Consider the following 16897-nt stretch of genomic DNA (forward strand, 5'->3'; position numbering starts at 1 on the left):
GGTCGTCAACGCTCGTCCTTTGCGCCACATGACCACCGCGTGCCGATCAGGTAGACCGCGCCGAGCACGGCCGCCGGCTGCAGAACGAGGGCCGCCGTCGGCGAGAAGCCCGTGTACGCGACGACGACGCTGCCCGGTAGCTCACCGAGCCCCGCGATCACCCCGACCCAGCCGAGCCATCGCGGGAACAGCCGTCCGAGCACCATGGCCAGACCGACCATGAGCAGGGTGACGCCGTTGAGGAGCTGGAAGAACGCGCTCAGCCCCTTCTCGGTCCACCGGACCGCTTCGGCCGCGAGGAGGGCCGCCTGTCGGTCCGCCTCCGCGGCACCGACCCACGTGTCCACGGCGCCCTTGAGCGCGACGCCGTCGACCGCCATCTGCACCGCGAAGACCGCCGCGACGAGCACGGCGGCGAGTCCCGCGACGACCGCGGCCGCGCCGGCACCATCTACCTGCCGCGCCAGGTGGCGGCTGGCCGCGACGAGGCCGATCACGATGAGCAGGGTGCCGACGAACTGGCCCATGTGAACGGCGGTCCAGGCGTCCGACCGGGCGTACTCCGCGAACGCGGCGGCGGAGTCATTCGGGTCCGCCCGCGAGGGGTGCAGCAGCCCCATCACGAACTGCAGCACGAGTCCGACAACGATCGACACCGCGCCGAGCCGGAGCAGCGAACGGTCCTCCCCGACCTCCGTCTGCACCTGCGTGGGACGTGGGCCCACATCACCTGCCTGCGATTTGCTCATGGCGGGACCTCCCGACGGCGCAGCCAACGTCGGCCATGCCCGTCACCGGCAGTGTGCGCTCGGGAGGATCGTGCGTCTACGTCCGCCCGGGGTCAGAGCAGCGTGACGTCTCCGAGCAGCACCATTCCTTCCGGGTACTGGCCGTCAACGACTTCCAGCACCCGACGGCGGACGTCGTCCGGCCCTTGGCCGTGGACGTGGAGTTCCCGGGTGGTCGGCCCCGGGTCGGGCCGGTCCGCGTCATCGCCGCGGTCCACCAGGTCACTTTCGTTGGCCGCTTCTGCGTGAAGACCGGCCGTGCGCAGGGCCTCGAGCACGATGCGGAAGTCCGTCTTCGCCGTGTCGAGGTCCGGGAAGATCACCGGAACGATGAACGTCTCCATGAGCGCCATGGTCCTCGCCCCGAAGTCGGAGGCAACCTGGACCCGTCTGGTAAAGCACAACGGAGTCTTGCTGATCCCCGCCTTCCAATATCTCGCCGCGTGCCCCGTGGTCGACGAACCGCCAGCGGTAACCGGCACGGGCAAACGTTCAGAAGAGAGGACCACCGATCCCCGGATTCGGACTCGCTTGCGCGGGATACTCGCCGAGTCCGCGATAGCGCACCACAGACGTCGGCAGGGAGTACAGGTTGGAGCCAGACGCCAAGGACGTGGACATGCCGGACAAGCGCATGCGGCTCCGCTATGCCGGCCGATGCCGCCTATGCGGAGCAGAACTAGCTGCAAAGTCCGAGGCGATCTACGAACGATCAACGAAGACTGTCCGGTGCGTCGATTGCCAGACCACCTCAGCTCCGGCCAATGAACCCGCTGAACAGTTCTTTACCCCGCCGCCTCCAGCGACTCTCGAGCATGGCGTGGCAGGCGCATCAGCTCGTCGCGAGCACGAACGTCGGAAGGCGAAGGACGAGGAGCGGCTTCGCGCAAAATGGGGCCGGTTCGGAGGAATCGCGGTCGCGCTGTCGGATGAGCGGCAGACCACGCAGGCCTGGGACGGAGGAGCGGTCGGCGAGGAACGCCTCGGAGCTCGACTCGACGCACTTGCCTCAGACGAGGTTGTCGTTCTGCACGACCGGCGTATCCCAGGCTCACGCGCGAACATCGACCACATCGTCGTCACGCGTGCCGGGATCTGGGTCATCGATGCCAAGCGCTACAGGGGCCGCCGCCCCGAACTAAGGGTTGAAGGTGGGATCCTTCGTCCTCGCACCGAGAAGCTCCTCGTCGGTCGGCGCGACTGCACAAGACTTGTCGACGGTGTCCTCAACCAGGTCGAACTCGTGCAGGAGCACGTCGGGCAAGTGCCCGTCAGAGGAGCGCTCTGCTTCGTCGAAGCCGACTGGCCCCTCATAGGCGGCTCCTTCACCACCCGAGGCGTTGAGGTTCTGTGGTTCAGACGACTTGCCAGGATGCTCGCAGGGCAGCCTGACGGCGGAGTCGATGTCGCGGCAGTGGCCAACGTCGTGGCGGCCAGATTCCTCCCAGCCTGATTCCGGCCAGCTGGGACGAGCCAAAAGAAGTTCCGATTCAGGTCCGCCTTCATCCGTAATACGCCAAGCTGTCACTCATGCAGCACGACGCGCTCCATGACGGCCTGTACGAATCGTTGGTGACGCCGTCGCTCGAGCGGAAGCTGGCCGGACTACCCGGTCACCGGTCTCGCCTCGAAGCGGTCGACGCCGCCGACGAACCGGACGTGTTGGCACGACATGTCGCAGGCGAGGTGGCGCGCGTCCTTCGAGACACGAGGAACGAAAGCAAGAGGGTCGAACTCGTCAACGAGATCCTTGGGCTCATCCAACAAGTCGACCAGGCTGTCAGCCCACCGACTCGTCAGCTGTTGTCCCTTGAGAAGCCGGACGGCGTCGCGACCGATTCTCGGTACGCCCACCGACCGCGAACGCCGCTCGCCGATGCCGCGCTCCTGACCAACGCCAAGGGGGACCCGAGCCTCGGCGCCGAACTGAGGGCTGAGCTCGAGTCGGCTGAGCAGGTGGACCTGCTCTGTGCCTTTGTGAAGTGGACCGGCCTGCGTGTCCTCGAGCGAGAACTCCGGCGCTTCACCGAGCGTGGAGGACGCCTTCGGGTCATCACGACGACGTATATCGGCGCGACCGAGAGAAGCGCGCTCGACCGGCTTGTGCGTGACTTCGGCGCCGAGGTGAAGATCCAGTACGAGATCGCGAGGACTCGCCTTCACGCAAAGTCGTGGTTCTTTCACAGGCATACCGGCTTCAACACCGCCTATGTCGGCTCCTCCAACCTCTCCCACGTAGCGCTTCTCGACGGGGTGGAATGGAACGTTCGGCTGTCCGCGGTCGCCACGCCATCCTTGCTGCACAAGTTCGAGGCGACATTCGAGACGTACTGGAATGACCCCTCGTACCTGCCGTACGACCCTGACCGCGACGCTGACCTGCTCAACAGATCCCTGGCCAGCGCCGCCGGCCGCGGCAGGGGGACGGAGGCCACCCTGGTGCTTTCCGGGCTGGAGGTGACGCCGTACCCGCACCAGAAGGAGATCCTCGAACAGCTCGACGTCGAACGGACCGTCTACGACAGACACCGCAACCTCGTGGTTGCCGCCACCGGGACCGGCAAGACGGTGATCGCCGCCCTGGACTACCGGGACCTCGCACGTGCTGCAGGCCGCTACCCACGCCTCCTCTTCGTGGCGCACCGGATCGAGATCCTCCAGCAAGCGCTTCGCACCTATCGCGACGTGCTCGCCGACGGGTCCTTCGGTGAGCTCTGGGGTCAAGGATTCCGCCCGACCTCTGCCGACCACGTCTTCGCGACGATCCAGTCGCTCGACAGCGTTGGCGCCGACGCCCTCAGTCCCGACGCGTACGAGATCCTCGTCGTCGACGAGTTCCACCACGCTGAGGCGGCCAGCTACCGCCGACTACTAGCCCACATCAAGCCGAGGGAACTTCTCGGACTCACCGCAACACCTGAACGCGCAGACGGCATCGACGTCGCCGAGGAATTCTTCGACGGTCGCACGGCCGCCGAGATCCGGCTCTGGGACGCGCTTGAGGCAGAGCTGCTCAGCCCCTTCCACTACTTCGGCATCGCTGACACGGTCAACCTCAGCTCAGTCCGGTGGAGTCGCGGCCAGTACGACCGGGCGGAACTGGAGAACGTCTATACCGGAAACGACGCACGAACGCGGATCATCCTCAGGCAATTGCGGGACAAGGTCGCCGACGTACGGCAGATGCGCGCCCTCGGCTTCTGCGTCGGAGTGCGCCACGCGCAGTACATGGCTGACGTGTTCAACGCAGCCGGGATTCCCGCCCGAGCCGTGTGGGGCGACACCCACCCGGAGGCTCGACGACAAGCACTCCTCGACCTTCGCGACCGCAAGGTCAACATCTTGTTCTCGGCCGATCTCTACAACGAGGGCCTGGACCTGCCCGACGTCGACACGGTCCTGTTCCTCCGCCCCACTGAGAGCGCGACGATATTCCTGCAGCAGCTCGGTAGGGGCCTCCGTCAAACACGCGACAAGGCGGTGCTGACTGCGCTCGACTTCGTCGGACACCAGCGCAAAGAGTTCCGGTTTGACCGCCGCTTCCGCGCAATGACCGGCGCCTCTCGTGCGGGGCTTAGACAACAGGTGGAGTACGGTTTTCCGTTCCTCCCGTCGGGCTCACAGATCGTCCTCGACCGGGAGAGCCAGAACGCCGTGCTCGAGAACATCAAGAGCCAGCTGAACCCGACGTGGAAGACCCTCGTTGGCGAGCTGAAATTGCTCGCGAAGCGCCAGGGCGATGTCTCGCTTGGCACGTTCCTCAAAGAGACGGATCTCGAGCTCGCCGATGTGCTGAAGAACAACAAGAACTGGACCCGCCTTCGCGAGGACGCCGGTCTCCCGGTCGCAGTGAAGGGCCCATTGCACGCCTCGCTGATCCGTCGCGGACGCGCACTCGCACACGTAGATGACATGGAGCGCGGGAACGCCTACCTCCGACTCCTGAGCGACGACGCCCCTCACTACCGAGAGCTGGATGAGCGCGAGCAGCGCTATGCACGCATGCTCGTGTTCAGCCTCTGGCCCGACGGTGGTGGCCACGGCGACTTCGAGAACGCTCTAGGAGCTCTTCGGCTCGAGGCCGCCGCCCGTCGCGAGTTCAGCCAGCTGATCGAGCTTGGACTCAGCAACATCCGCCACGTCCCGCGCGGGCTCGAGGGCTCGCTCGCCGCGACTCGTCTGAGGTCGCACGCGCACTACACCCGTGAAGAGATCGTCGTCGCGCTCGACTATGCCGGCTTCGATCGGTTGCCCAACAGTTTCCGTGAGGGAGTGTTCTTCTCGGAGCCGTGGCAGTCCGATGCGTTCCTCGTGACGCTCAGAAAATCCGAGCAGGACTACTCGCCGACGACGATGTACAACGACTACGCGATCAGCCCTGAACTCTTCCACTGGGAGTCCCAGTCGCGAACAACAGTCTCCTCACCGACGGGTCAGCGCTACATCACTCACCGGGAGCGCGGAACGAACGTCCTCCTCTTCGCGCGCGAAGCCAAGAAGGACGCACTCGGGACAGCGCCGTACATGCTTCTTGCCGACGCTCACTACGTCACTCACGAAGGTGAGCGACCAATGGCGATCACCTGGCGGCTCGGACGCGCTTTGCCGACCGACCTCTTCCAGGTGGCGTCCGTCGCGAACTAGTGGTTAGTCATGGACTATCTCGGGGAACTCGCGATCGGTGTCTTGAGCGCCAGTTTCGGCGCCGTCGTTGCAGCGCTCTGGGGGCGACGGCAGCAGCGTCGTGTTGACCGGCGTGACCAGGTACGAGTTGCCGCCAGCGAGTTGCACCGTGCTTTAGCCGCTGTGCGGGACGCCGCTGAGTTAGCGCCGCCCGCGGGTGCTGCCTCGCCTCGGGAGGTTGTCGACGCCTTGAACGCCTGGCGCTTAGCGCTCGAACGCTGGGTGGAATGGCTTCCGGGATCCGCACGACACATTGACCGAAGCGTCGCGGATGTGCTCGCCACGCAATTGGGCCCGGTCGGTAGAGCGCACCGGGTGCCTCAGTTGGCGAATTTTCGACGTTTCATTAATCCGACTCAGGACTGGCAAGACACCTCAGTCGATTACCTGCAGTACGTCCTTCGGTGGCTCGGCCGGTCGGAGCTGCACGGTCAGTGGTCGGGCGAGGTCGCACCCCTGGACAATTGGTTGGAAGAACGTGAAAGGAGAAAAGGCCTTCTCGAGCGAGGTGAGATCACAGTGACCGACCGTATTATTGGTCGGGTCTTATCTCGCTGGCAATAACGGCCGGGGCTGTCTGCTCATTCCGCTGAGCCTCACCAAACCCGCCACCGCCCGGCGTTTCGACCACCAGCACATCACCGACCTGGACCTCCGCCACGTCGCTACCCAGAAGATCGACGATGTCACCCCCGACCCGCTCGATCGAGTTCCGCCCCAGTGCCCCCGGCTCCCCACCCGCCATCCCGTACGGCGGCACTCGCCGATGGTTCGTCAGCAGGCTGACGGTCATCGGCTCACGGAACCGGATCCGCCGCACACCACCGTCGCCGCCGCGCCAGCGGCCCGCTCCCCCGCTGCCGCGGCGGATGGCATAGGACTCCAGCAGCACCGGCAGGCGCCACTCGAGCACCTCGGGATCGGTCAGTCGCGAGTTCGTCATGTGCGTCTGCACCACGTCGGCCCCGTCGAACCCCGGCCCGGCGCCCGACCCCGACGCCACCGTCTCGTAGTACTGGTGCCGCTCGTTGCCGAACGTCACGTTGTTCATCGTTCCCGACCCCTCGGCCATCACCGCGAGCGCCGCGTACAGCGCCCCGGTGACGCCCTGCGAGGTCTCGACGTTCCCGCCGACCACCGCCGCCGGGTACTCCGGCGCCAGCATCGACGGCTCGGGCAGCACGATCCGCAGCGGCCGCAGGCAGCCGTCGTTGAGCGGGATGTCCGCGTCCACCAGGGTGCGGAACACGTACAGCACCGCCGCCGTCGTCACCGCCGACGGCGCGTTGAGGTTCGTGCCCAGCTGCCCCGAGGTCCCGGTGAAGTCGATCGTCGCCGACCGCGCCTCTCGGTCCACCGACACCCGCACCCGGATGTGCGCGCCGGCGTCGGTCTCGTAGTCGTACGCCCCGTCGTCAAGCCGGTCGATCACCCGCCGGACCGCCTCCTCGGCGTTGTCCTGCACGTGCCGCATGTACGCCTGCACCACGTCGAGGCCGAAGTGGTCGATCATCGCCCGCACCTCATCCACGCCCTTGGCGTTCGCGGCCACCTGGGCGCGGAGGTCGGCGAGGTTGGTGGCCAGGTCGCGCGAGGGGTACGGCCCGGTGGTGAGCAGTTCCTCGGTCTCCGTCTCGCGGAACCGTCCGCCGTCGACCAGGAGCCAGTTGTCGAACAGCACGCCCTCCTCCGGCAGCGTCGTGGAGAACGCCGGCATGGAGCCGGGCGTGAGCCCGCCGATCTCGGCGTGGTGCCCGCGGGAGGCGACGAAGAAGAGCACCCGGGCGCCGTCGTCGTCGAAGACCGGCGTGACCACGGTGACGTCGGGCAGGTGGGTGCCGCCGTGGTACGGGTCGTTCACCGCGTACACCTGGCCGGGCCGGATCTCCTGCCCGCGGCGGCGGATGACCTCCTGCACCGTCGCGCCCATCGAGCCCAGGTGCACCGGCATGTGCGGGGCGTTGGCGATGAGGTGCCCGCCGGCGTCGAACAGGGCGCAGGAGAAGTCCAGCCGCTCCTTGATGTTGACCGACTGCGCGGTCGCCTCCAGCCGCGCACCCATCTGCTCGGCGACCGACATGAAGAGGTTGTTGAAGATCTCCAGCAGCACCGGGTCCGCCTCGGTCGTCGCCGAGGGCCGCTCACGCTCCCCGGTGCGGTCCAGCCGCAGGGCACCGTCGGACAGGACGACGGCGGACCAGCCCCCCTCCACCACCGTCGTCGCGTTGGCCTCGGCCACGATCGCCGGCCCGGTCACTTGCGTCCCGGCGGGCAGGTGCTCCCGACGGCGCAGCGGGACCTTCCGCGCCCGCCCGCCGAGGTGGACGGTCACCTCCGCCCCGCCGTCGTCCCCGGCCTCCGCGGCCACGGCGACCGCCGGCCGTGGCGCGCGGGCGACCACCTCCACGGAGACCGCCTCGACGACGAGCGGGCGGTCCATGAGGAAGGAGTAGGTGCGCAGGTACGCGGCCTCGAACTCCGCCCGCATCGCGGCCGGGTCGGCGAGGAGGACCTGGACGGCGGTGTCGGTTCGCTCGTAGCGCAGGTGGGCGCGACGCACCACGTCGACGTCCACGCCGCGGGAGGCGGCGCCGTCGTCCAGCTCGGTGCGGGCGACGGCCTCGAGCCCGGCGGCGACGGCCTCGAGTCGGGGAACGACGGCGCCGTCGAGCTCGGCCTCGACGGACTGCTCGCGCATGGCGGTGACGTCGGCCAGGCCCATGCCCAGGGCGGAGAGCACGCCGGCCAGCGGCGGGACGAGGACGGTGCGGATGCCGAGGGCGTCGGCGACGGCGCAGGCGTGCTGGCCGCCGGCGCCGCCGAAGGTGGTCAGGGCGTAGGTGGTGACGTCGTGCCCCTTGGCCACGGAGATCTTCTTGACGGCGTTGGCCATGTTGGCGACGGCGACCGCGAGGAAGCCCTCGGCGACCTCCTCGGGAGTGCGGTCGTCGCCGGTCTCCTCGCGCAGCCGGGCGGCGAGCTCGCCGAAGCGCTCCCGGACGACGTCGGCGTCGAGCTGCTGGTCGCCGTCGGGCCCGAAGACGGCCGGGAAGTGCGCGGGCTGGATGCGGCCGAGCATGACGTTGGCGTCGGTGACGGTCAGCGGGCCGCCGCGGCGGTAGCAGGCGGGGCCGGGGTCGGCGCCGGCGGAGTCCGGGCCGACGACGTAGCGGTCGCCGTCGACGTGGAGGATCGACCCACCGCCCGCGGCGACGGTGTGGATGGCGAGCATCGGGGCGCGCAGGCGGACGCCGGCGATCTCGGTGTGGAAGACGCGCTCGAGCTCGCCGGCGTGGTGGGAGACGTCCGTGGAGGTGCCACCCATGTCGAAGCCGATGACCTCACGGAGGCCGGCGGCGGCGGACATCGCCGCCATGCCGACGATGCCGCCCGCGGGGCCGGAGAGGATCGCGTCCTTGCCGCGGAAGTGGCGAGCCTCGGTCAGGCCGCCGTTGGACTGCATGAACAGCAGCCGCACGCCGGGCAGCTCGGCGGCCACCTGGTCGACGTAGCGGCGCAGGATCGGGCTGAGGTAGGCGTCCACCACGGTGGTGTCGCCGCGCGGGACCACCTTCATCAGCGGGCTGACCTCGGAGGAGAGCGAGACCTGGCCGAAGCCGAGCCGGCGGGCGAGGTCGCCGACGGCGTTCTCGTGCGCCGGGTAGAGGTGGCTGTGCAGGCAGACGACGGCGACGGCGTCGATCCCGTCGACCCTGGCTCTGCGGAGCTCGTGCTCGAGGGCGTCGAGGTCCGGGGCTTTGAGGATTTCGCCCTGGGCGGTGACGCGCTCGTCGACCTCGACGACGCGGTCGTAGAGCATCTCGGGCAGGACGATGTGCCGGTCGAAGATGCGCGGGCGCTCCTGGTAGGCGATGCGCAGGGCGTCGGCGAACCCCTTGGTGATGACCAGGAGCGTGGGCTCGCCCTGGCGCTCGAGGAGGGCGTTGGTGGCGACGGTGGTGCCCATGCGGACGACGTCGATCTGGTCCGTGGGGATCGGTGCGTCCGGCTCGACGCCGAGGAGGTGGCGGATGCCGGCGACGGCGGCGTCGCGGTAGCGGGCCGGATCCTCGGAGAGGAGCTTGTGGGTGACCAGCGTGCCGTCGGGGCGGCGGGCGACCACGTCCGTGAACGTGCCACCGCGGTCGATCCAGAACTGCCACCCGGTCATGGTGGGAACCTAGTGGTCGGGCGACAGTCAGTTAGTCGCCGGCTCCCGAGCCGCCGTCGTGGACCGCGACCCGCGGCTCCAGCCCGTCGGCGCCCACGACCTCGCGCCAGGCCTCGAACCCGACCTGGAACGCCACCACCCCCGCCTCGGGCAGGGCGATCTCGATGGCCTCGAGAATCTCCCGCGGGGTGACGCCGAGGTCCAGCGCCACGCGGATGTGGCTCTGGATGTGGCCCTTCGACGCTCGCATCACGGTGAGGCTTACGATGAAGATGAGCTCCTTCGTCCGCCGGTCCAGCGTCCGCTGCTCGAGGTAGGCGGCCGAGACGAGGTTGTTGGCCGCCTGCAGCACGGGGAAATCCTGCTTCGCCATCACCTTGTGATAGTCGAGGACGTACCCGCGCTCCCGCGCCATGTTGTCCACGTACTCCTGAGCGTCGTCGTTCACGATGCCCCTCCTTCGCTTCCCACGGTGACGAGGCCGGACCGGGTGAGGCTCTCTGAGACACCCCGCGCACTGGCGACCACGTGCTCCAGGATCTCCGCCTCGCGGTCCGGGCCGATCCGGTATCTCGGCCCGGCCACGGACAGCGCCGCAACCGTCCGGCCGCCGACGACGATCGGTGCGGACGCCGCCCAGACCCCCTCGTCGACCTCCGCGGAGCTGACGGCCCAGCCCTGCTCCTTGATCTTCCCGAGCTCGGTGAGAAGGCGGGCACGCTCGGCGTCGTCCACGCCGGAGCGCTGCAGGTACCGGTCGGCCCAGACGTCGCTCATGCTCGCGAGCAACGTCTTGGGGCCGGCTCCCCGATGGAGGCTCATGATCAACCCCGGGGCGAAGGAGAGCCGGACGGCGTGCTCGGTCTCCACCATCTCCGCGCAGGTCGCATGGTCCCCGACCCTCCGCATGACCAGCGCCGCCTCCCCCGTCCTCCGCGAGAGGTCGTGCAGCACGGGCCGCAGCGCCGCCCCGATCTCGAACGCCCGCTCCGCGCTGCTGGCGAGCGCGAACACCCGCGGTGTCAGCGAGTACGTCCCGTTCCCGTTCTCCTCCACGAGCTCCAGCTCCCGCAGCAGGGAGAGGAACCGGTAGGCGGACGGCACGGACACGTCGACCTGCTCCGCGATCTCCTCGACGCTCAGCGACGGCTTCTCGCCGCCGAAGAGCATGAGGACGTTAAGTACGCGTCGGGCGCTGTCGACGCCGGGCGTCCGTCCCTTTTCCTTGGCCACCAGTTCCTCCCCCTGCCGTTTACGTCGCTGCTCCGTCAGGCGGAGTAGGTGGCGACGAAGCGGTTCTGCTCGATGATGCTGTCGGCGTACGTCGCGAGGAACTCCTCGCGGGACGGCTCACCGTCGACAGCCCTGTTCAGTGCGTACACCCAGAAGTAGTAGTGGTGCACCCCGTGGCCGGGCGGCGGCTGCGGACCGGTGTAGGCGTGCTCGCCCATGGTGTGCGGCCCCACCCGTCCGCCGTCCAGCTCGCCGTCCTCCGGGGACAGACCGTAGCGGACCCAGTGCGTGAAGCCGTGCGGCAGCGGGGCATCGGGGTCGTGGACGATCACGGCGAGCTCTTCGGTGCCGTCCGGGACGCCGGCGACGGCGAGCCGGGGAGGCTCGTTGCCGTGGTCGGCGGCGTGGACGTCGGGGATGCGCTCCCCGGCCCCGATGTCGGGCGAGTGGATGGACAGGTCACGGATGTTCAGGCCCAAGGGTCTGCTCCTTCAGGTGGTGGCTGGTTCTTCTGTGGTGCTTGCTGCGAGGTCTCTGCCGAGGGTGCGGGCAAGCAGGTGTCGGATCTCGTCGGCGACGATGTCGGGCCGTTCCTCAGGGACGTAGTGGTCGACCTCCGGCAGCTCGACGGCCCGGAAGTCCGGCCTGAGCTCGCGAGTCCGTCGGAAGGCGTCGTCGGAGACGATGCGGCTGAGACGACCGCGGACGAGGGTCACGGGCGCCTCTACCGACGACGCCTCGTCGACGAAGTCGGTCCGCAGTCCGTCGACCGTCTGCGCCATGGCGGCCGGGTCGGCGAGCGGCCGGTAGCCGGCCGCCGTCGCGGTGTACCCGTAAGCGGCCCGGCGGGCGACGGCCTGCTCGGTGATGAGCGGGTACCGCTTGCGCAGGTACCGCTCCACCTCGGCGCGGGTCTCAAAGATTCGGTCTCCCGCCGCCACCCGGGCCTTGAGGTCGTCGAGCACCTCCCCCTCGACGAACGGCGTGTAGTCGACGGCGACCACCCCGGCGACGAGCTCCGGGTGACGGGCCGCGAGGACGACGGCGTTCCGCGCGCCGAGCGAGTGCCCGACGACGACAGCCGGGGCAAGTCCGAGCGTGCGAATGAGGGCCGCGACGTCGTCGCTGTACTCGCCGGCCCCGTACCCGGTGAGCGGCTTGCCGCTGCGGCCGTGGCCGCGCTGGTCGACGGCGACGGTGCGGACGCCGTCGCCGAGCAGCTCGACGACGTCGTCCCACACCCCCAGGTTCGCCGTGGTGCCGTGCAGCAGCACCACGGCGTTCCCCGCGCCGCGGTCACGGATGCAGAGGCGGAGGTCTCCGCATTGCTGCAGCTCGAGTCCGTCCGTCATGCCTGATCAGATGGGCTTGATCGAGGAGAGGGTCTTCCGCACCTCGATGAGACCCTGGATGATGTCGGCCCGCTTCTCGGCCACCTCGCCGTTGTCGTAGGAGTACAGGCCGTCGCCGGTCTTCATCCCGAGCTTGTTGGCCTGGGTCAGGCGAGTGACCAGCGGCGACACCTCGGCGTCGTTCGACAGCTGGGCGTTGAGGTAGCTGCCGACGGCCTCGTAGATGTCGAGACCGGCCATGTCGACCAGTCGCATGGGGCCGATGACCGCCAGCTTGTACCCGACGCCCCACTTCACGCAGGTGTCGAGATCCTGCTGGGTGGCAATGCCCTCCTCCAGCATCGCCATGCACTCGCGCAGCACCGCGTAGAGTACGCGGTTCTCCACGAAGCCGGCGATCTCCTTCTCGACGACCGCCTCGTACCCGAAGGCCCTGACGATCTCGATGAGGTCGTCCTGGACGGCGTCGCTGGTCTTCTCGCCCTTGATGAGCTCGATCATCGGGATGAGGTGCGGCGGGTTCGACCAGTGCATGCCGATGAACCGCTCGGGGTGCTCCATCTCGACCGCCATGTCGGAGATCGGGATGCCGGAGGTGTTCGTGGCGATGATGGCGTCGGGTGCCACGACCGCCTCGATCTGCTTCAGGACCTGCTTCTTGAGGTCGATCCGCTCGGGGATCGCCTCGATGATCAGGGTGGCGCCCTCGAGGGCCTTGGTCTGGTCGAGCTCGAAGGTGACGGACCCGCCGGGGGTGACCGGGACGTCGAGCTGGTCCAGGGCCTTCGTGGCGCCGGCGCAGACCTGCTCGGCGCGGGCGAGAGCCTCCTCGCTGATGTCGTTGAGGCGGACCTGGGACCCGTACCGGGCGAGGAGGGCCGCGATGCCCGGCCCCATGCTTCCGGAACCGATCACTGCGGAGATCTTGGGCATGCTCATGGAAAGGAACTCGCTTTCGTTGCTTCGTTGCTTCGGTGCGGAGTGGGGGCGGCGAGCGCCGCGCTCAGGAGGTGGCCTCGAGCCGGTCGAGCTTCCGGTTGAAGTACATCCAGAAGTTGTTCCGGGCTCGCTCCGGGTAGATGGTCTCGATCTTCTCCTGGGTCTCCTCGTCCGGCGGCAGCTGGTACGGCAGCCCCGACGTGGCGAGGGTGAGCTGGAACTTCGCGGCCTTCTCGAGGAAGATCCCGGCCAGCGTCACGTCCTTGACCGTCTTCCCGACGTACGAGGCGCCGTGGTTGCGCAGGAGTAGAGCCTCGGCCTGGCCGAGAGCGTCGGCGTGCTCCCGGCCGAGCTCCGGCGTCGTGATGATGTTGCTCGTCAGCGTGAAGCGCGGGACGCCGTGCTCGGCGAACCAGACCCCCTCGTTGCTGTAGGCGCCGAGCTCGGCCTCGGTGGAGGCGAAGACGGTCGCGTAGAACGGGTGGGAGTGCCCGACGAAGTTGACGTCCGGACGGGCCCGCATGATCTCGGTGTGCAGCGGCCACTCGAGGTGACGCAGGCCCTGCCCCTCCAGCACGTTGCCGTCGAAGTCGATGAGGATGAAGTCCTTGCCCTGGACCTCCTCCATCCCGAGGTTCCCGCGCTTGAGCCACAGGCCCCGCCCGAAGGGGTCGCGGAACGACAGGTGGCCCATGGACATGTCGCCGTGGCCTTCCATCTCCAGGATCCGGTGGGCCCGGGCGACGTTCTCGAGCACGTTCTCGATCGAGTCGTCCTGGTTGTACATGACGTCGCTGTGAGTCACGACGCTCCTTTCATCTCTGGCGCTCTGCCAAGTCCTAGTTCTTGCTCCCGGCGAGCTCTCTGCTCGCCTCGGCGGCGGTCATCCCGCCGACCCGGTGGTGAACGCGGGGCCCGGTCGCCACGGCGACGCAGATGAGCAGCTCGTCGGCGCGGGGGGCGTCCTCGAGCCGCAGGGTGATCGCGTCGTAGTGCGACCGCACGTACACCTCGTCCTTGAAGGCGAGGGGGATGTCGAGCGGCGTGCCGGCGGCGGCCGTCTTCGTCACCGAGGAGATCCACGCCCTCCCACCGCCCACGGCCTCGCGGAACGCGTCCCCGAAGACCGTGGTGACGCAGGCGACGACGTGCTCCTGCTCGCCGGCGAGGCCGGCGATCCCGCCCTTGCCGTAGCTCTGCACCTGGCGCCCGCCGAGGAGCCGGATCGCGCGTCGGCCGAGCTCCGTGCCGAGGGCCGGGCTGCTCACCGTGAGGGAGGAGAGGTCCTCGCTGTAGGTGCCGCTGAACGGGTTCTTGATGACGACGCCGGCGGCCGCCTTGAGCAGCGGCTCGTCCAGCGGCGTGCCGCCGTCGTGCAGCGTCTCCTCCACCACCCCGACGAAGCGGCGTACCTGGAAGTCGGAAAGGCTCATGGGACAAGCTCCTGCGTTCGTGCGTGACGGTGGGGGTCGGTGGGGTCGTACTTCGCCGTCTCGAGGTTCTCCGGGACGTCGGTGAACTGGTTGCCCTCGGACATCTGGCGGTTGGCGGCGTAGTCGGCGGAGCGACGCTGGCACCGGTCGGTGTAGGGGCGCTCGAGGCGCTCCCACTCCAGGAGCGAGTCCTCCATGCCGCCGGCGTCCGCCTCGGTGGCCGCGGCGGCCAGCGTGTAGGCGTTCGCCATCGCGCACCCTGCCCCCTGCGCGAGCGCAGGGCACATGGCGTGCGCCGCGTCCCCGACGAGGGCGACCCGGCCGGCCGTCCAGCTCTCCAGCATCGTCGTCTCGTAGCCGTAGTACTTCGGGTCCTCGGCCACGGCCGCCGAGCGCAGCACTGGCGCCAGCTCCGGGTAGGCCGAGGTCCACAGCTCGAGGTTGATGGGGGTCCGGCTCCCCTCCTCGTCGGCCCGGGGCGCGCCGAGGGCGATGTACAGCTCGTCGTCGTTGCACGGCACGTAGAGCACCCGGAGGTACCGCGGCTCGAGGTTCCAGAAGTCGATGACGTTGTCCCACTCGCCGGGCCCGAGCTCAGCCTTGTGCCGGGGCACGAGGAACCGGGTGATGCCGTCGCGAGACTTCAGGCGTTCCTGCTCGAAGCCGATCGAGTCCCGCACCTGCGACTTCACGCCGTCGGCACCTACGACGAGGTCGGCGCGCCGGACCTCGCCGGATGCCAGGGTGATGGCCCCGGACGGGTCCGCGGCCACGACCTCGGACCCGGTCCTGATCTCCACACCGGCGGCGAGCGCGGCGTCGAGCAGCACCTTGTGCAGGTAGGGGCGTGTCAGGGTCCGCCAGGGCAGCCCGCCGAAGTCCTCCCGGGAGACGCTCTGCCCCTGCTTCCGCGTCTCGTAGTAGGGCGGCGTCATCGAGTTCGCCATGATCGCCTCGGTGGCGCCCAGCGCGTCCAGGACCCGCAGGCCGTTGTGCCAGAGCACGATCCCGGCGCCCTGCTCGCGGAGCTCCCGCCCCTTCTCGTGGACCGTGACGCTCCAGCCGCGCTGCGCGAGCGCTGTCGCGGCGGTCAGGCCGGCGAACCCCGCGCCGGAGACCTCTGCATGACGGCCGTTCGGCTCGACGATGCTTCTCAACTGCTTTCCTTTCCCCGAGCTGGTCCGGTCAGCTGCCGGAGTTGAAGGTGTCGACGAAGGTGCTGTCGAAGACGTGGCTGGCGGCGGGCGGCTCGCCCTCGAGCACGCCCTGCTCGGCGAGGATGTCGATGGTCGATTGCCACATCTCCTCCTCCATGGCTCCCAGGCCGCCGGCCTCGGTCGCGGGGCTGGTGAAGGTGTGGTCGATGTCCGCCTGGAGCTGACGCGTGAACAGCTGCTCCTTGCCGGCGAGCTCCGCCGAGGCCTCGGTGAGGATCTTCGCGGTCTCCTCGGGGTTCTCCTGGACGAACTCGAAGGCCCGGAGGTAGGCGTTGGTGAACCGCTGCACGAGGTCGGGGTTCCGCTCGATCATCTCGTCGGTGGTGAACAGACCCGAGCCGTAGGCGTCGTAGCCGTACTCGGAGCCGAGGAGGATACTCAGCGACCCCTCGCCACCCGCGGCGTCCTCGAGCAGCGGGACCTCCGCGTCGATGTAGCAGACGACGGCGTCGACCTGCTTCTGGATGAGGTAGTTCTCGTACGGCGGCGTCACCGTCACCTCTTTGATGGCGCTGCGGTCGACGTCGTTGGCGGCGAGCAGCGCCTCGTAGAAGATGAAGGTCGACCCGGCGGGGTGGACGCCCATCGTCAGGCCCTCGAGCTCCTTGACGTCGGCGAGCTCGACGTTGTCACGCAGCGTGCACAGGCCGAGCGGGGTCACCTGGTTCACGGCGGCGAGCGCCTTGACCGGCACGTTCTGCGAGCGCGCCGTGACCAGCGAGGGAAGGTCGGCGAAGCCGAACTCCGCGCCGCCGGACCCGACGAGGCGCAGCGTGTCGGGCGAGCCGCTGCCGGTGTTGATCGCGTCGACCTCGATGCCCTCGTCCTCGAAGAAGCCCTTCTCCTGGGCGACGTAGAACATGCCGTGGTTGCCACGGACCTGGTAGTCGAGCTGGACGGTCACGGTGTCGAGCTCGCCGGACTGGCCGCTGCCGTTCGCGGCGCCGTCGGCGGTGGCGCCGCCGGCGCCGGCCGTGGCGCCGGAGCTGCAGGCGGCGAGGGTGAGAAGAGCTGCGGCGGACGTGGCCGCGAGGACGGAACTGCGCGATGTCGACATCTTTGTCTCCTGTCGTTCGTTCGG

At 68.8% G+C, this 16897-nt stretch carries 14 protein-coding genes; 2 read left to right on the forward strand and 12 right to left on the reverse strand.

Annotated elements, in window-relative coordinates; all coding sequences use genetic code 11:
* Positions 1 to 5: 5 nt before the first annotated feature.
* Both ATJ97_RS09895 and ATJ97_RS09900 read right to left on the reverse strand, forming a co-directional pair.
* On the reverse strand, positions 6 to 749 hold the full coding sequence (locus ATJ97_RS09895; protein ID WP_098483608.1) for a DUF4386 family protein: 744 nt from the start codon (positions 747 to 749) through the stop codon (positions 6 to 8).
* 92 nt (positions 750 to 841) lie between these two features.
* A complete protein-coding gene (locus tag ATJ97_RS09900; RefSeq protein WP_143426979.1) occupies positions 842 to 1132 on the reverse strand; it encodes a hypothetical protein in 291 nt (96 codons plus the stop codon).
* A gap of 476 nt (positions 1133 to 1608) precedes the next feature.
* Here ATJ97_RS09900 and ATJ97_RS09905 point away from each other — a divergent pair, with 476 nt between their 5' ends.
* Together ATJ97_RS09905 and ATJ97_RS09910 are read left to right on the forward strand one after the other, a co-directional pair.
* Entirely contained in the window at positions 1609 to 2241 is a 633-nt protein-coding gene (locus ATJ97_RS09905; RefSeq protein WP_245862345.1) for a nuclease-related domain-containing protein, read from the forward strand.
* A 77-nt stretch (positions 2242 to 2318) separates the two neighbouring features.
* Positions 2319 to 5432 carry a DEAD/DEAH box helicase gene (locus ATJ97_RS09910; protein WP_098483610.1) on the forward strand — a complete coding sequence of 1038 codons (3114 nt, stop codon included), beginning with the start codon at positions 2319 to 2321 and terminating at the stop codon, positions 5430 to 5432.
* 571 nt (positions 5433 to 6003) lie between these two features.
* On the opposite strand, the gene ATJ97_RS09915 is transcribed toward ATJ97_RS09910, so the two are convergent.
* From ATJ97_RS09915 to ATJ97_RS09960, 10 genes are all read right to left on the reverse strand, one after another.
* Complete coding sequence (locus ATJ97_RS09915) at positions 6004 to 9642, reverse strand: hydantoinase B/oxoprolinase family protein (RefSeq protein ID WP_098483611.1); 3639 nt, start codon at positions 9640 to 9642, stop codon at positions 6004 to 6006.
* A gap of 31 nt (positions 9643 to 9673) precedes the next feature.
* Entirely contained in the window at positions 9674 to 10057 is a 384-nt protein-coding gene (locus tag ATJ97_RS09920) for a carboxymuconolactone decarboxylase family protein (protein ID WP_098485366.1), read from the reverse strand.
* 29 nt (positions 10058 to 10086) lie between these two features.
* A complete protein-coding gene (locus ATJ97_RS09925) occupies positions 10087 to 10875 on the reverse strand; it encodes an IclR family transcriptional regulator (protein ID WP_211287150.1) in 789 nt (262 codons plus the stop codon).
* 35 nt (positions 10876 to 10910) lie between these two features.
* Complete coding sequence (locus tag ATJ97_RS09930; RefSeq protein WP_098483613.1) at positions 10911 to 11354, reverse strand: YbhB/YbcL family Raf kinase inhibitor-like protein; 444 nt, start codon at positions 11352 to 11354, stop codon at positions 10911 to 10913.
* A gap of 12 nt (positions 11355 to 11366) precedes the next feature.
* Positions 11367 to 12227: an alpha/beta fold hydrolase gene (locus ATJ97_RS09935; protein ID WP_098483614.1), complete on the reverse strand. Its 861-nt coding sequence runs from the start codon at positions 12225 to 12227 to the stop codon at positions 11367 to 11369.
* 6 nt (positions 12228 to 12233) lie between these two features.
* Positions 12234 to 13166 (reverse strand): 3-hydroxyacyl-CoA dehydrogenase NAD-binding domain-containing protein, encoded by a 933-nt coding sequence (locus ATJ97_RS09940; RefSeq protein ID WP_098483615.1) that lies wholly within the window; start codon positions 13164 to 13166, stop codon positions 12234 to 12236.
* 64 nt (positions 13167 to 13230) lie between these two features.
* Positions 13231 to 13971: a class II aldolase/adducin family protein gene (locus ATJ97_RS09945; RefSeq protein WP_098483616.1), complete on the reverse strand. Its 741-nt coding sequence runs from the start codon at positions 13969 to 13971 to the stop codon at positions 13231 to 13233.
* A 34-nt stretch (positions 13972 to 14005) separates the two neighbouring features.
* On the reverse strand, positions 14006 to 14599 hold the full coding sequence (locus ATJ97_RS09950; RefSeq protein WP_098483617.1) for an amino acid synthesis family protein: 594 nt from the start codon (positions 14597 to 14599) through the stop codon (positions 14006 to 14008).
* Positions 14596 to 15756, reverse strand: a complete 1161-nt coding sequence (locus ATJ97_RS09955; RefSeq protein ID WP_211287152.1) for an FAD-dependent oxidoreductase — start codon at positions 15754 to 15756, stop codon at positions 14596 to 14598. The genes ATJ97_RS09950 and ATJ97_RS09955 overlap by 4 nt, the downstream gene beginning before the upstream one ends.
* A 28-nt stretch (positions 15757 to 15784) precedes the next feature.
* Complete coding sequence (locus tag ATJ97_RS09960) at positions 15785 to 16873, reverse strand: ABC transporter substrate-binding protein (protein ID WP_143426981.1); 1089 nt, start codon at positions 16871 to 16873, stop codon at positions 15785 to 15787.
* Positions 16874 to 16897 lie beyond the last annotated feature (24 nt).

Origin of the sequence: Georgenia soli, from assembly GCF_002563695.1 — a bacterium.
Classification (GTDB): domain Bacteria; phylum Actinomycetota; class Actinomycetes; order Actinomycetales; family Actinomycetaceae; genus Georgenia; species Georgenia soli.

Bases quoted from the DNA above. Each gene is read 5' to 3' on its own strand.
- ATJ97_RS09915 (WP_098483611.1), bottom strand. From the start codon at position 9,642: ATGACCGGGTGGCAGTTCTGGATCGACCGCGGTGGCACGTTCACGGAC.
- ATJ97_RS09940 (WP_098483615.1), bottom strand. From the start codon at position 13,166: ATGAGCATGCCCAAGATCTCCGCAGTGATCGGTTCCGGAAGCATGGGG.
- ATJ97_RS09960 (WP_143426981.1), bottom strand. From the start codon at position 16,873: ATGTCGACATCGCGCAGTTCCGTCCTCGCGGCCACGTCCGCCGCAGCT.
- ATJ97_RS09895 (WP_098483608.1), bottom strand. From the start codon at position 749: ATGAGCAAATCGCAGGCAGGTGATGTGGGCCCACGTCCCACGCAGGTG.
- ATJ97_RS09950 (WP_098483617.1), bottom strand. From the start codon at position 14,599: ATGAGCCTTTCCGACTTCCAGGTACGCCGCTTCGTCGGGGTGGTGGAG.
- ATJ97_RS09910 (WP_098483610.1), top strand. From the start codon at position 2,319: ATGCAGCACGACGCGCTCCATGACGGCCTGTACGAATCGTTGGTGACG.
- ATJ97_RS09900 (WP_143426979.1), bottom strand. From the start codon at position 1,132: ATGGAGACGTTCATCGTTCCGGTGATCTTCCCGGACCTCGACACGGCG.
- ATJ97_RS09920 (WP_098485366.1), bottom strand. From the start codon at position 10,057: ATGGCGCGGGAGCGCGGGTACGTCCTCGACTATCACAAGGTGATGGCG.
- ATJ97_RS09935 (WP_098483614.1), bottom strand. From the start codon at position 12,227: ATGACGGACGGACTCGAGCTGCAGCAATGCGGAGACCTCCGCCTCTGC.